The organism is Microcoleus sp. D2_18a_D3 (assembly GCF_036702455.1).
Lineage (GTDB): Bacteria > Cyanobacteriota > Cyanobacteriia > Cyanobacteriales > Microcoleaceae > Microcoleus.
In genome coordinates, this window is the sequence record NZ_JAUBTK010000078.1 from 1 (window position 1) to 14,785 (window position 14,785).

The 14,785-nt window shown below is 45.2% G+C and carries 12 protein-coding genes; 4 read left to right on the top strand and 8 right to left on the bottom strand.

Annotation, left to right across the window (positions count from 1 at the left end):
• From QUB06_RS26895 to QUB06_RS26905, 3 genes are all read right to left on the bottom strand, one after another.
• The coding region (locus tag QUB06_RS26895; RefSeq protein ID WP_333437876.1) for a tetratricopeptide repeat protein at positions 1-956 on the bottom strand (956 nt) is incomplete at its 3' end.
• A 24-nt stretch (positions 957-980) separates the two neighbouring features.
• Positions 981-3,812 (bottom strand): tetratricopeptide repeat protein, encoded by a 2,832-nt coding sequence (locus QUB06_RS26900; protein WP_333437877.1) that lies wholly within the window; start codon positions 3,810-3,812, stop codon positions 981-983.
• Between the two features lie 278 nt (positions 3,813-4,090).
• The gene (locus QUB06_RS26905; protein ID WP_333437878.1) at positions 4,091-4,960 is read right to left on the bottom strand and encodes a calcium-binding protein; all 870 of its coding nucleotides are present in this window, start codon (positions 4,958-4,960) and stop codon (positions 4,091-4,093) included.
• A gap of 913 nt (positions 4,961-5,873) precedes the next feature.
• Between QUB06_RS26905 and QUB06_RS26910 the strand changes: the two genes are divergently transcribed.
• Entirely contained in the window at positions 5,874-6,146 is a 273-nt protein-coding gene (locus QUB06_RS26910) for a transposase (RefSeq protein ID WP_333437879.1), read from the top strand.
• 317 nt (positions 6,147-6,463) lie between these two features.
• Here the strand turns inward: QUB06_RS26910 and QUB06_RS26915 are convergent, their stop codons facing one another.
• Positions 6,464-6,643 (bottom strand): hypothetical protein, encoded by a 180-nt coding sequence (locus QUB06_RS26915; RefSeq protein ID WP_333437880.1) that lies wholly within the window; start codon positions 6,641-6,643, stop codon positions 6,464-6,466.
• A 1,809-nt stretch (positions 6,644-8,452) separates the two neighbouring features.
• Between QUB06_RS26915 and QUB06_RS26920 the strand changes: the two genes are divergently transcribed.
• On the top strand, positions 8,453-8,650 hold the full coding sequence (locus QUB06_RS26920; protein ID WP_333437881.1) for a hypothetical protein: 198 nt from the start codon (positions 8,453-8,455) through the stop codon (positions 8,648-8,650).
• Between the two features lie 711 nt (positions 8,651-9,361).
• Positions 9,362-9,562: a hypothetical protein gene (locus tag QUB06_RS26925; protein ID WP_333437901.1), complete on the top strand. Its 201-nt coding sequence runs from the start codon at positions 9,362-9,364 to the stop codon at positions 9,560-9,562.
• A gap of 148 nt (positions 9,563-9,710) precedes the next feature.
• Here the strand turns inward: QUB06_RS26925 and QUB06_RS26930 are convergent, their stop codons facing one another.
• Positions 9,711-10,460, bottom strand: a complete 750-nt coding sequence (locus QUB06_RS26930) for a pentapeptide repeat-containing protein (protein ID WP_333437882.1) — start codon at positions 10,458-10,460, stop codon at positions 9,711-9,713.
• 96 nt (positions 10,461-10,556) lie between these two features.
• Positions 10,557-11,744, bottom strand: coding sequence for an RNA-guided endonuclease TnpB family protein (locus QUB06_RS26935; protein ID WP_333437883.1), 1,188 nt, complete (start codon positions 11,742-11,744; stop codon positions 10,557-10,559).
• A gap of 116 nt (positions 11,745-11,860) precedes the next feature.
• Between QUB06_RS26935 and QUB06_RS26940 the strand changes: the two genes are divergently transcribed.
• Complete coding sequence (locus QUB06_RS26940; protein ID WP_333437884.1) at positions 11,861-12,373, top strand: phosphoribosyltransferase family protein; 513 nt, start codon at positions 11,861-11,863, stop codon at positions 12,371-12,373.
• Here the strand turns inward: QUB06_RS26940 and QUB06_RS26945 are convergent.
• Entirely contained in the window at positions 12,370-13,062 is a 693-nt protein-coding gene (locus QUB06_RS26945; RefSeq protein ID WP_333437885.1) for a Uma2 family endonuclease, read from the bottom strand. The two genes, QUB06_RS26940 and QUB06_RS26945, sit on opposite strands and share 4 nt — an antisense overlap.
• Positions 13,063-13,332: 270 nt before the next feature.
• The gene (dxr, locus tag QUB06_RS26950; protein WP_333437886.1) at positions 13,333-14,523 is read right to left on the bottom strand and encodes a 1-deoxy-D-xylulose-5-phosphate reductoisomerase; all 1,191 of its coding nucleotides are present in this window, start codon (positions 14,521-14,523) and stop codon (positions 13,333-13,335) included.
• Between the last annotated feature and the right edge of the window lie 262 nt (positions 14,524-14,785).

A 14,785-nucleotide genomic window follows, 5' to 3' on the forward strand; every position in this document is an offset into this window, starting at 1 on the left:
GGAATATTGGGATTTATTGCAATAGCTTTGCGGTAGCAAATAATAGCTTCGGGCCACACTTGTTTTTGAGCCAAAGCTTCCCCTAAACAATTGTAAGCCCAGTAGGAATTATCATTAATTTCAAGAGCCTGACGGTAACATTTAATGGCTTCATCCAACTCGCGCTTCTGCACCCAAACATTACCAAAACCCACGTAACCACGAGCATAATTTGGATTGAGTTCGATGCTTTTGCGGTAACAGGCGATCGCCCGATCTAATTCTCCTCGCTCCGCCCAAGTTTTACCCAAACTGTGGTAAGATTCAAACGAATTTGGATTGATGGCAATGGCTTGTCGGTAATTGGCGATCGCCTCATCCCACCGCTTCTGGCCAACCAGCATTTCCCCCAAATTGTGATAAGCTGTTGCCAGTTGTGGGTTTAACTTAATTGCCCGCGAATAACACTCCATAGCGCGATCGAACTTTCCCAATTCAACCAAACTATTTCCCAGAGTGACGTGCTCCTCAGCAGTTGCCCAATTCGGCTCGATATTAAAAGCTTGATACCAACAGTCTGCCGCCTCTTCTGACTTCTCTAACTGCGTCCAAATTCTCGCCAACAGCCGATAAACAGCAGCAAACTTCGGCGCTAGCGAAATGGCTTTTTCACAATTGGAGATCGCCTTTTCCCACTGTTTTTCTTGAGAATACAAAATGCCGAGATTAGCGTAAACTTCCGGCAAATTTGGATTGCGATCGATCGCCGTTTCATACCACTGCTTAGCTTGCTCGATTTCACCTCGAACCTGCATCACCTTTCCCAGCGTCTGGCAAGCTGCCGCCAAATTCGGTTCAATTTTCAACGCTGACTCGCAAGCAGCAACTGCCTCATTCAACTTTCCTTCGGCTAAATAAACTTCTGCTTGCCGACTCAAATCAACCGCTGCCTTTTCCATCTTCTCAATCGAGGGCATAATTAAACTTACTCCAGACGCCAACTAACCCAAACCCACCACTTCAACCATCTTTTTCAGCGAACTCAAGTTCACCAAAATATCCTCAGTCAGGGAATTCTGATACATCAACTGTCTAATAGGATAGCATTCAAAAGCCTCGCCCGTTAAAAAGTAATGTTCCAACTGCAAATATTGACTAATTCCCCAGTAATAATGGCTGATATAGTGAGGCGACACCAACTCAATTACTTTAGTTCCCCGGCGAGAAAAAATTGTATTTGTCAAGCCGCTGCCGTGGGCAGCAACTATCACCTCAGCGTGGTAAAAATGAGCAATTTGCTCTGCCAAAGACATCGACTCCGGCAAAATAGAAACAAAGCCAAACTTCTCCAAAACCTCAACCACATCTTCCTCGTTCAAAACTCGTCGATATCTTGCTTTGCTGCGGCTGATATAAATCCGTTTTGGATAGCTAGAACTAGGTATAATTCCCTTGAGAAACTCGCGCCTCAAAAAATCCATCGCCCACCCAGAAGGCCAGCCCAAATATCCCGCAAAAGACGGTACAATCAACTCGGTTGCTTGAATGTGAGGCAGGCGATCGCTCTCCAAGACTTTTTCTTCAGGAATGCCCAGAATCCTCAGACTTTCCCGCTGAAATTGGTGGTGACAACTATTCACCAAAAACCAATCAATTTCCGCCAAATCCCTACCGCTGTGCCGCAGCAATTCTATCCTCGGCAAAACGTCAACCATCCAGTGAAAATAGACATTTCCCGACAAACCAGAAAGCACCGCCACGCTGCCGTCAATTTGCTTTAAAGCTGGAAAGGATTCTAACTTAAAAACGCTGTGTTTTCTAACATCATGCTTTTCGCATCCTGGTAAAAACCCCGGATAATCTCTCGACACATCAGCCAACAAATAATTGTCAGGAGTAATTACAGCGATCGCCTTGCAAATCAGCCAATAATTTTCCTGCGGCACAATCCAAACTCTCCCGTTGGGAATTGCCGCCACAAAAGTCTTGGGCGACTGTACAGGTAGCGGTTGCGAGTTGGACAAACGACAAACTCCCCAACCCAAATGCACCGGATCGAACCACTTAGAAAGTCGCTGCAAACACAGCCCGCAAGTTAACCCGGCACAATCGGAATTTGCCAACTTGGAATTGGATCTCGCAAATTGGGAATTCGGAATATTTTCTGCACTTGCTTCGGGTGCAAATTTCCAAAAAAATTCTACATAATTGTCAGCCTCCAACTTAGCATTAACCAGCCAATCCCAACTCGATAAATAAATACCGTGAGGAGGTTTTATAGAAGTGCTATCTGGCAATATAAAGTTCTTTTTTTTCCACTCTTTCTGATCCCCATACCCGTGCCATTGCAGATCTAAAACCTTTTGATAATAATCGATCGCCCGTTCCCAGCGCCCCTGTTTTTCCAGCAGTTTTGCCAACTCAAAATAAACCTGCGGTAAAGCAGGTTGAATCGTCAAAGCCATGCGGTAAACTGCAATTGCTGCGGTGAACCGCTGTTGCTGGGCTAAGGAATTTCCCACCCGCCAGTAAAGCTCTGCATTTTTGGGCTGAATTTGCAAAGCTTTTTGATAATAAACTGCCGCCGATTCGTTGCCGCCGTACTCTGTTAAAGCATTTCCCAAATGCAGGTAAATTTCTGCTAAATAATCGCAAATTTCAGCAACAGGTAATTCGCAAGCTGCACTTGACAAATATCTAGCCACACCATCTTTTTTATTTACTTTTAAATCTGTTAAATCCGTGACATCCGTGACATCCGTGACATCCGTTACATCCGCTACAAAATCCGTTGCCGAACTTCCCATCAATGCTGTGAGAAATCGATCGCACGCAGCGATCGCCCTTGACAATTCATCATCTTCTACCGCCGCACCTCTGCGCCTGTCTCCCAAGCGGCAGTAAGCCTCAACAAAATCAGGCTTCAGAGCTATTGCCCGCTCAAAATAAGGCATGGCTTCCGCAACTTGACCCAAAACCATCAAAGAAAACCCGGCATCTGTATAGGCCGAAATATAGTGGGAATTGATCTCGATCGCGCGATCGAAACAAGCAAGCGCCGCCGAATGTTCCCCCTGTAATTGCCACGCTTTCCCCAAATTGTAGTGAGCCAAAACCATGTCCGGCTCCAACTCAATAGCTGTGAGGTAAGATGCGATCGCCCGATCGGGACTTTTGTCCAGGAAGGCTTGACCCAAATTATTATGCAGCGTCGCCCAATCCGGCTTAATCTCGATCGCCCGTTGGTAAACTTCGATCGCCTCAGCAGCCCGATCGTCCTTTAGCAAAATCACACCCAGATTGCTGTAAGCTTCCACGTAATCCGGCGCCACGGCGATCGCCTGTCGGTAGGTATCCATTGCCGCTTCTAGCTGACTATTTTCACCTAAAACCACAGCCAGATTGTATAAAGCATCGAGATAATCCGGTTTTTGGGCGAGCGCATTTCGGTAACAGTCGATCGCCCCCAACAAATTACCCTGCTTGTGAAAAATATTTCCCAAGTTATAATGAACTTCCGCCCAATCTGGTTTCAAATCCAGAGCTTGTCTGTAGTGAAAAACCGCCTCATCCAGCCACGCATAGTCGCTGTAAAGTTGACCCAAATAAGCATGAGCCAGAAAAAACTGGGGCGAAATCTCCAAAGCTTGCACAAAAGCGTCTCTTGCCGCCGTCGGATCGCCTTGAGCGTCGAGAATTTCGCCTAAAGTCGTGTAAGCAGAGGGCGAAAACGGTTGAAGTTCGATCGCCTTTTTGCAAAACTCGATCGCCTCAGTTAACTTCCCCCGGTTCAAATAAATTTGGGCTTGCCGGATATATTCTTCAGTGCTCATTGCTCGCGGTGCAGTTGCGGTTTCTTTACCGCTTCAGTAAAACCTAGAAATTCTAATTTAAAAACTTTGTATTTATATTTTGCCTGATCAGGCGATCGATTAATTTTATCAATAACTGTCGATCGATTTTTTTTAACTGCCCCTGCTTCAGTTCCTGCATTGAATATTTCAACCTCACCCCGCTTGTAGCAGAGTGAGGTTGAAATCCTTTAAAACTACCGGCTTTGTGAGAACAGCCCCGAATAATATTCGGTTCCGCCCCACAACAGCCAGTTGTTTTAGAACAACTCGAAGTTGTTCGAGGTAATCGTCAGGCCAGGCTGCAACTGAGCAATAGTTTGCACTCCGTTGCCGCTGTTGAAGTACAGCAAACCGCTTGTTGGGTTGTAGACCAACTTGTTCGCCGTGGCTGGTGTTGGGCTGCCGGTGAAACCAGCATCGATTACAAACTCAGTGGAATCGACGCTGCTGCCTAAACTGCCAAACCCACCAGTCGATTTCAAGCGGATCTTATCTTCGCCTGGCGTAAAGTCAGTGATCGTATCTAGGCCGAAGTTATCGATACCAGCAGGACTCGCGAAGTAGAACGTATCGCTGCCAGCACCGCCGGTCAGGACATCGCTGCCTCTGTCGCCAGAGATAAAGTCATTGCCAGAGCCACCATTGACAGTATCGTTGTCTTTACCGCCGAACAGGCTGTCGTTGCCGTCGCCGCCGCCGACAACATCGTTGCCTTGGCCGCCAAAGACTGTATCGTTGCCACCGCCACCGAGTACGGTGTCGTTGCCTCTGTCGCCAGAAACCAAGTCATCGCCATCACCGCCGTCTACGAGGTCATCCCCTTTACCAGCAAAGATCCGGTCGTTGCCGCTGCCACCAGCTACCACATCAGCGCCGCTGCCTGCAAAGATATTATCGTTGCCGCCGCCACCGCCGATACTGTCATTTCCGCCTCCGGTAATAATCAGATCGTCGCCACCGCCACCAGCGACGACATCAGCGCCCGCAAAAGTCAGGATAATATCGTTGCCTTCGCTGCCGTTCAACCTGTTAGGTCCCTGGATGCCGATAACGGTTGAGCCACCGCCACCATTACCACCTGGCAGTGAACTTGCTGGTGTTGTTGTTGGATTCGTTACCTGTGTCATTTACACTCCTCCTAAAAGATCTATCATTTTTCTACAATACACTTTTCCCTCCAAAGGGATTCAATAAATGAAACCGGACATCGGTTGAGACCCTAATTGACCCGGCTGCTATAAGCTGTCATGTAATTTAAATTGTCAGCAGCGAGCCTCGGAGCGCGAGTTGAATCCTGTATTCGTTGAGCAGCAAATCTCGGTTGTTTCCTGCTTTTGACTCTCGACTCCACCACTGCCTCCTCTAACACGAAAATATTCCACTTAAACGTTTGCGAGTTTACCATAATGACCGTCGGTGTGGCTAGTCATTATTAAAACAATAGCCGGAAGATACACAGAGACCATTTTTAATCGGAGTATGCTCTCAAGATTGAGAAGTTGCACCGGGCCCGCGGGCACTGTCATCGCCGGAGAGTTCGATCGCCCGCAATGGGGCTGGAACTGAGCTGCGATTTCTTTTAAGTACACTGTTGTTGACTTGACTTTTGATTTTCGCCAATAGTTCCCCAGAAATCAAAATTTTTTAGCTGGCTTTGAAAGCAAGCCCTCGCACGCTGGAGGCCGCATTCAATCAAAAGTGCCTCCCTACACAGTCCCGGACGGACTTGTGAGCCTCCTCACCTTGATGTTTCCAGCCAAATCCCTCACGCTCAATGCAGGATTTTGGCTAAAAAACCCCTTTTTTCAACCACACTCCGTCATTTCAACCATGAGCCGCATCCATCCGCACAATCAGACAATGTAGCGATCTTCTTTTGGTGAAGTTGGGATGAACGGTGGCCCGGTAGATTTGTGAGGGTACTGTCACTATATTTTAGATTTTAGATTTTAGATTTTAGATTTAGTTCCCAGATTCATCTGGGAACTGGAACTAGGATATAAAATTTTGGGCTGCTGGCGACTCCTGCTCCAGTTATGGGTGGGCGCAATTGTAGGTATGGATAATTTACCTGTTTATAATGCGGAAGCCGTCAATTTTTTGATGGTATCTATCGGAGCCAAGGTAAAATTATTCCCTCGATCCTCGCCGGATTTATCTCCGATAGAGTTGTCTTGGGCAAAAATCAAAGCGATTTTCCCTTCTCAAGCATATCCACCTTCAAATGTTCTTGATGAAGGGATTAATAAAGCTATTAAGGCTCTTACTGATGAAAATGCTGGGCCATCCTTTCATCACTCTGGGCTCTTTTGAGAACCCATTAAACAGTTAATTTTTGTAGTAGATGCGATGGGATCATCTCAATATTTGTAAAAACACTTCTTCTGGCTCCTTCTTTCTTCCTATTTCCTCCTGCCTCCTGCCTCCTGCCTCCAAACTCCTATTTATAGCTTGGCTGCAAAATTTAGATGCGCCCCATTCGAGGGCTAATAACTGTGAGTGAAAATATTAAGGTTTTAGCCAATAGTTATTGACTAATTGTTTTTAACTTCGAGCCGAGCGTTAACGATTAGCAAATTCCCGGAAATTTGGTTCCGCATTCATTCAGAGAAAATATCAACAATTTATTCCTAGCGGTGTGCTTCTAGTTGCGCTGGTGAGGCGTTGGAATTACTATGGCTATCGTACCTGTAGATTTGAGCGTCACTCTCGAAAATATAATTGATGGAAGTAGCTGCATAGTAGCTCAGCGCTAGCAGCGACAATAGATTAAGAACTCTATAAATTGGTTTCTCAGATACGTCGTTCATTTTGACTCCTAGTTTTTATGCAAATAACGAATTTGGATACCGTGACGGCGCTTTTTTTTAGAAGTTCCCAAACATCTCGCACCTCTAAAAAATTCCCTGGCTCGCGTTATACACTCCTGATGCCCGATCGCCCAAAATAAGTCGTACTTGAGATTTGAAACAGTTTTTGTTGCCTATTTCATATTGCAGTCTCTGCCTTGAATTGTCTATCTAACTGCGGTAAGAGTTAGGCCTTTGGGGCGCAATCGAACTCTACAATTGCCTGTAAAGAGCTGCTACAATTACAAAAAATAGAGCTGAAAAAGGTTGCAGCGCAAGGAGCCTAGCTGTTTTTAAACAAGCAATGATTTTACCAAATTCGATTAATGGTGCCCAGTCGCCGGAAGTAATAAAAATTCTTAAGTTGGCCTGTTGCTTGCAAAAATATGTCTGAAGTTATATTTTTGCAAGCAACAGGCCATGTTACATTACATATTAATTTTGAGCTTGGTTGAGGTGGCAGATAATTTTTGAGTAAAAAAATGTTGCGGTCGCTGTCCGATAATTTCGCTCTGACAGTTTTGCCTAAACAATTTTGACCGAAAGCATCCAGGATACAAGCCCCCGGATTCATTCCTTCGGAGACTCAGGAGGGAGAAATAAAAAACCTGTATCCGATAAAGGAGTCCCCGAATTTATCCGTGAGGTCAATGCTTCAATTCTTTAATCTAAAATCTAAAATCTCAAATCTAAAATCGATTGACTGAGCCACACCATTAAATCACGATTTGACAGAATAAAATTAGGCATAAGTCGATTGGAGACTTCGGCGTGAGACGTTGGCGAGGGCGATCGTCAATCTCGCTTACTTGAACGATTGGAGATGTGAGATTTATTCCACAGATGAATCTGAGAGCTTGAACAAGAGTCTAAAATTTTGCGCTGCTGCCGACTCCTGTCGGAAACTTGTATCCGTTTTTGGGCTGGGTCAAAAAGCCGAAGGCAGAATTTGATATCGGTAAAAAAATACTGTTTTAGGATTCAGAATTTTTATAGGGTTCTACCTTCTCGCTGCATTTTTTTTACAATTAAACAAGATAAATTACTCGCTGCCAGGAGCGATGCCTGCCGAATAATTTAGGACGAGATAAGCGACTGTGTTGAAGCCAGTTACTTCCACAATTTATTATAATTATTGCTCGCCTTGAGCTGTTTTTACAACCGACTTTGTGCTGGTAATTTGCACAAGGGATAGGGGCACAACAACAGGCCAAACGAGAGGGCCGATTATTAAGGCTATCCAAGATATCACGTCTGTTTTAGATGTCGCAGTATCATTCCAAAAACTTTTGAACCAAACAAGAAAAACGATTAAGGCGATCGAAAAGTAGCTAATCATTATCATTTTTTTACCTGCCTGCCTATAGATGCGATACGAGTATTTATAAATATTGTATCTCAGGGTGTGGCGCGCCGATCGCAACTTTATGCCCTGATTTGCAAGCTGCCAGTGTCTAAAACCCAAAGTTTTACAGCTATCCAAGTCCATAGCCTGCGATGTTGAGCGGACTTACTCCCGCTGCGCGGCGGTCTTGGCAACTCAAAGCGTTGCGTTCAGAGCTTTTCGAGGTTTTGTTAAACCTTGAGGCTACCACCCCAATCATAGCTTATGCGATCGAGGTCTGTGGTTTTATGTGATTTAAATCACGTATACTCGCAGACTTCGGTCACAAATCGAGCCAAGAACAATCACACAGCTTACCCGACTGCAATCACCCTACTCTTTTGTCAAATGCTCGATATTATAATAGTCGAGTTCAACGAGATTTCATGCAAGCTCTGACTTTAAAATCTGATCGCGCGATCGCTGAACTGTTCTATCAAGTCACCCATTCAGGCAATCTGACTCGCAGTCAAAGCCACGGATTGCGCGAACTCTGCCAAAGCGCTCTCAGCGAAGACGCCAGAGATGCAGTCAACCGCCTGCTGCACGCCATCCGCCGCGGATGGGTCAGGATTTCCGATTAGTCCCCTCACACAAGAAGTTGAGATGAGTATTTCTACTTTCTCTCCTGTCAAGCTTTGCCAACAATAAGATTGAAGTGAGTAGATCGCTCCATTAACCCTCTCCAAAAAAATTGTACTGCGATCGAAAAACTCGAACCCGGTTTCTTGAAGAAGCCGGGATTTTTGATTTGCAGCAGCCAGTCGATTTTAGATTTTAGATTTTAGATTTTAGATTTTAGATTGACTTCACAGATGAATCTGGGAGCATGAACAAGAGCCTAAAATTTTGGGCCGATGGCCACTCCTCTCGGAAACTTGTATCGGCTTTTGGACGGGTTATTAAGTATATCCACGGAACAAAGACCACACCAAGAAACTAGGTAAATGTAGGTAAAAGCGGCTTTATAAAGACCGTACAAGTTTTACGTAGAATTAAGCCAAGCGATTTAGCTAGCAGTCCTTAGTAATCTATTAATAGATAAATATTCAGAAATTTGTCACAGTCTCTTGACAAAAAGTAGAGATTTCGGAGTTGCCAAAAGCGAGAAATCGGGAGGGGGTTGGTGTTTCAAGTTGCGGGGCTATCCAGGAAATATCCGCTCTCCAAGTCCGGCTGACACAAATCACTCATCAAGAGCCAAGCGATCACATTTACTCCCGTAGTTGAATCACATAAATATTGGGAAAATCAGTCAATACTGTCAAGAGTGAGTTCAAAACAAAAAACACATGATGACCACCCAAACGCTTTTACCTCAATTTACTATTGCAGAATTAGTCTTTCAGGTATATCACTCCGGTCTGCTGACTCCCACTCACCGAGAACAGCTCAAGACAGCCCTGTTAAATGACTGTCTTACCGAAGAAGATCAAACAGCCATCAACCGCTTGCTCCACGCCGTTCGCCGGGGCTGGCTGAAAGTTGTAGATTAAACTCGGTTCCAAATTTTTTGCTACTACTCTTTAAATGCACTGTCACTTGAAGGCAGAATTAAATCCCCTTAAAAAAATCAGGCATTAGCCTAAATGTAGGGTGCGCCACAAGCACCCTGCTGTTTTAACTTCTATTTTGTCAGCTTATTTAGTCAGAGATTGTGCCGTCAGGCATCATGGCCTCTCTTAGATTGGCTTCATTCAAATTTGTCCCGCGCAAAGAAGCTTGATGCAAGTTTGCTCCCCGGAGATTGGCTCCCTTAAGGGAAACTCCGCTCAAATCTGCTTGATGGAGATTGGCACAGCTCAAGTTAGCTCCGCTCAAATCGGCTCCCTTCAAATCAGCTTTTTCCAGATTTGCTTCCGTCAAATTTGCCCAACTCAGATTTGCTTGAGTTAGGTTAGCACGGCTGAGGTCAGCTTGTGTTAAGTTCGCGTCGGTTAAATTTGCTTTGCTCAGGTTGATTCCGCAAAGCTTGACTTCTGTCAAGTTTGCACCTTGCAAGTTAGCGTTAACTGCATAAACTTGAATCAAAATTGCCCCCTGAAGGTTAGCATCTCTCATGTCTGCACCCCTGAGACTCGCCCCCGTTAAATCGGCCCCGCTGAAGACGACACTCCGCAAGATGGCTCCGCTCAAGTTCGCTCCCACCGCCTCGCATTCGCCAAAATTAGCGGACATGAGGTTGGCTTGGGAGAGGTTGGCTTGACTGATATCTGCTTGATACAGATTAGCTCTGTAGAGGGTGAGACCGATCGAATTTGCACCTTTTAAATTAGCGTGACTCAGGTCAATATCGCGCAAATTTGTCCTTGACATATTGGCACCGCTCAGGTCTACTTTGTGAAAAACCCGTTCTCCGGCTGCATACCGTCTGAGAAGTTCATCTGCATCCATGTCATTTTCCCCAAAATAATTAATAATACCTTTGATATTTCAATAATATTAGGATTGACATCCACCCAGGCGTAAACGCACGGGGATTCCCAAACCTCACGATTCAGGTTTCTGCTTCTGTCCCTTACGGGGTTTCGCACCAGCCTTAACAGATTTACTCTGTTCAGGTCTTACAGTCGCTCCACAGACTGACACGGCAAGCCCTGCCGCCAAAATATTTTTTGCCGCATTAATATCTCGGTCATGGTGAGTGTCGCAATTAGGACAATCCCATTCCCGGATATTCAACGGCATCTTGTTAACGATGTGTCCGCAATTACCACACCGTTTTGAACTCGGAAACCATCGGTCAATCTTAATTAAAGTGCGACCGTACCAATCGCACTTGTAATCTAGTTGTCTGACTAATTCCCCCCAACTTGCATCACTTATAGAAGCGGCAAGTTTGGGATTTTTAATCATGTTCTTCACAGCTAAGTTTTCTACGGCGATGGTTTGGTTTTCACGCACCAACCGTGTTGTTAGCTTATGAAGATTATCTTTCCTTGCATCACTAATTTCTTGATGCACTTTCGCTACTTTGAGTCGTGCTTTGTGACGGTTGTTTGACCCTTTTTGTTTGCGACTTAAAGATTTTTGCGCTTTTCTAAGATTGCGATACTTTGCCTTGAATCCTTTGGGATTGGCAATCTTTTCGCCAGTGCTTAGAGTGAGCCAGCTTTTAACTCCCAGGTCGATACCGACTTGATTATCTGTTCTGGGTAATGCTTCAATTTCAACCTCTACCAGCAGAGAAACTGACCACCTACCTGATGGTGCAAGCTTTACTGTAATTGTTGATGGTCGGCAACCATCAGGTAGTGTCCGGCTCCAGCGAATGGGTAACGCTTCTGTGCTTTTTGCTAGGTAGACTTGTCCATCTTTGAACTTAAATGCTGACTTGGTAAATTCTGCACTACCACCGTTGCGTTTCTTTTTGAAGTTAGGATATTGTGCCCGCCCATCAAAAAAGTTGGTATAAGCCGTTTGTAAATGTCTCAAGCATTGCTGCAGTGGCACGCAGCTCACTTTATTCAGAAAATCTAGTTCTTCAGTTTTCTTCCATTCGGTTAACATTGAAGAAGTCTCAGCATAGCCTACCCGTTTCTGTTCTGCGTACCAAGCTTCTGTTCTTGTGGCTAAAGCACGGTTGTAGACCAAACGAACACAACCCAGAGTACGTCGCAACAAACTTTCTTGTTCCGGCGTTGGGTAGAATCGATAGCTGAAGGCTTTTAGTGTCATGCTGACCTTAAGTACACCATTTCACATACTAGCACGTCTTGTGTGAAATGGTATATCTTAACAAAAATTCATGTAAAGCCGTCCTAAAAGGACGGGGTTTCAGACCCATTTTTTTGATGAGTGACCTTTACGTTTCTTGGCCTGAGTACCATCGGAAAATTGAGGATTTGGCTGTAAAAATTGAGGAATCTCAGTGGAAATTCGATCGCATTGTCTGTCTGGCGAGGGGAGGGCTGCGGGTTGGGGATACTCTGTCGCGGATTTTCGACAAACCTCTGGCGATTTTAGCGGCCTCGTCCTATGGTGGGGCAGAGGGAAATGTCCGGGGTGCGATCGAGTTTGCCCGCGATTTGACAATGGTGGGCGATAATTTGGGCAGCCGCATTCTCCTGATTGACGATTTGGTCGATTCGGGAATTAGTTTAGAGCAAGGTATCGCTTGGCTGAAGAGTCGCTACGGCGAAGATATTCAGGAAATTCGGACTGCTGTACTCTGGTACAAGGCTTGCTCTGTTGCAAAGCCGGATTATTATGTAGATTATTTGGCTGACAATCCTTGGATTCACCAACCTTTTGAAATGTACGAAAAGATGAGTGCCGCTGATTTGGCGGCGCAAGTTGGGAGTTAGTAAAACCCACTCTCAACGGAGTCTTTGATTTGTAGTTGTTCTTTTGCCCAAGCTCGAAATGCTCTGATTGTCGGGCTTCTGCCTTGGGTGTTGGCGCGATCGACATATTCGGGAATTACATCAATAATGGGAAAGTTAGGGAAATTTTGGCTAGTATCGGACTCAGTATATTTGCCCTCTTGAAGCAGATAAATTTTCAGGCTTCGCCCGTCATATCTCCAAAGTTCCGGCACTTTCAAAGCTTGATAGCTGTTTAAACCGGTTTGTGAGGAGTTGTCAATCTCGATTGCTAAATCGGGAGGCGGGTCTACTGTTAAATCTATTCTATCCTTGCCTCTGACAGCAGCTTGGTTCTGAATGTAGAAACAATCGTCAGGTTCTACGCCGCTCTGCATATCTTTGCTTTTGAAGGTAGTGGAACCTAAAACTTCACAATCAATATTAAGTTCTTCCAGCAGCACGTTGACAAAGTATCCAATCAATGATTTAGCTCTTTCATGTTTTGGTAGTGGCATCCTAATTTCCAATGTTTCTTTGTAATAAGTAACTCGCAGTGCGTAACCTTCTCCTAACTCGTCTAGGATAGCTTCGTACATTTCCCAGCTAACGTTTTGTAACTGCACTTTATTGCCGGGGGGGACAATTAGCTGATTCAGTTCAAATAATGTTGATTTGGTTTCAGTTTGCATCGCTTGCTTGTAGGGATGGGACTCATAGCTCTATTTTATCAAGGGATTGAAGAATGAGAAGGCAAAACTTTGATTTGGTTTTAACTGATATCTTGCACTTTTTGGCATAGTCCGCCAGGGGTTAAAAACCCCTGTCTCATAGCTAAATTCCTCTGAAAGAGGACTGGATATTTATCAAGGTTGGGCAGTCGGTTTCAACCGACTGTCTTCTATGAGACGGGGAATTAATTCCCGGCGGGCTTGTGGGTAAATGCAAGTCTGCTGATAGAATTAGCGAACCGAAAGAATTCGATCGCCCAATTCCATACTATCTGCCAAAACTTCCTGCCGCGCCCACCTATCCGCCGCCAAAATATCGTCTAAACCAGGACTTTCACAGTTATCGGCTTGATGTTTGTCGCACGCCTTCTCAATCAACTTTGGAATATCCAAAAACTGAATCTTCTCCTGCAAAAATAGCGCTACGGCCTGTTCGTTTGCCGCATTCAGCACCGCCGGCATCGAACCGCCCGCACGTCCCGCCGCATAAGCCAACTGCATACAAGGATACTTTTCGTGGTCGGGTTCTCGGAAAGTTAAATCGCCAGCTTTTACCAAATCCAGCCGTTCCCAATCGGTATGAATTCGCTCGGGCCAAGACAAAGCGTAAAGCAGCGGCAAGCGCATATCCGGCCATCCCAATTGCGCCAAAACCGAGGTATCTTGCAGCTCAATTAACGAGTGAATTATGCTCTGAGGATGGATGACAATATCAATGTCGTCATAATCCATTCCGAACAAGTAATGAGCCTCAATTACTTCTAATCCTTTATTCATCAAAGTAGCAGAATCGATCGTAATTTTCTGCCCCATCGACCAATTCGGATGTTTCAAAGCATCGGCTACTGTTACTGTGGCTAATTTGTCGATCGGCAAATCTCGAAAAGAACCCCCCGAAGCAGTGAGAATAATTCGCCGTAATCCGCCAACCATAACACCTTGGAGGCACTGAAAAATTGCCGAATGTTCCGAGTCCGCCGGTAATATTTTAACGCCGTATTTTTCGATTAAGGGGTTGACAACGGGGCCCCCTGCGATTAATGTTTCTTTATTGGCTAAGGCGATATCTTTGCCTGCTTTGATAGCCGCAATTGTTGGCAACAAACCGGCGCAGCCAACTATGCCCGTGACGACGGCTTGAGCGTCACCGTATTGGGCAACTTCGACAACGCCTGAGTCGCCAGCAAGTAAAATAGGTTGAGGGTCGAGATCTGCGATCGCCTCTTTCAATTCCTGTAATTGATCTTCGTCGCAAATCGCGACAATTTCCGGTCGAAACTGGCGAATTTGCTGGGCCAGCAACGTTACATTTCGTCCTGCGGTTAACCCGACAATCCGAAATTGATCGGGGTATTGAGCTACAATATCCAGAGTCTGAGTGCCGATGGAGCCTGTGGAGCCGAGAAGAGTTATTGCTTTCACAATTTTTTAATGTTTTGTGGATTATTCTAATATTACGATTGCGGGGATAAAAATTAGTGGTTAACTATTGCGTGGAAAGCACATTCGATGGAATCATATTTTGAGTGACTGAAAGCATCCAGGATACAAGCCCCCGGATTCATCCGTCCAGAAATAAAAAACCTGTATCCGATACACAAGCCCCCGAATTTATCCGTGGGGTCAATCTAACATCTAAAATCTAAAATCTAAAATCTAAAATCGATTGACCACCTAGTGCCAG

Excerpts from the sequence above, each read along its gene's own strand:
- QUB06_RS26900 (WP_333437877.1), bottom strand. The coding sequence starts at position 3,812 with ATGAGCACTGAAGAATATATCCGGCAAGCCCAAATTTATTTGAACCGG.
- QUB06_RS26905 (WP_333437878.1), bottom strand. The coding sequence starts at position 4,960 with ATGACACAGGTAACGAATCCAACAACAACACCAGCAAGTTCACTGCCA.
- QUB06_RS26915 (WP_333437880.1), bottom strand. The coding sequence starts at position 6,643 with ATGAACGACGTATCTGAGAAACCAATTTATAGAGTTCTTAATCTATTG.
- QUB06_RS26920 (WP_333437881.1), top strand. The coding sequence starts at position 8,453 with ATGCAAGCTCTGACTTTAAAATCTGATCGCGCGATCGCTGAACTGTTC.
- QUB06_RS26925 (WP_333437901.1), top strand. The coding sequence starts at position 9,362 with ATGACCACCCAAACGCTTTTACCTCAATTTACTATTGCAGAATTAGTC.
- QUB06_RS26930 (WP_333437882.1), bottom strand. The coding sequence starts at position 10,460 with ATGGATGCAGATGAACTTCTCAGACGGTATGCAGCCGGAGAACGGGTT.
- QUB06_RS26935 (WP_333437883.1), bottom strand. The coding sequence starts at position 11,744 with ATGACACTAAAAGCCTTCAGCTATCGATTCTACCCAACGCCGGAACAA.
- QUB06_RS26940 (WP_333437884.1), top strand. The coding sequence starts at position 11,861 with ATGAGTGACCTTTACGTTTCTTGGCCTGAGTACCATCGGAAAATTGAG.
- QUB06_RS26945 (WP_333437885.1), bottom strand. The coding sequence starts at position 13,062 with ATGCAAACTGAAACCAAATCAACATTATTTGAACTGAATCAGCTAATT.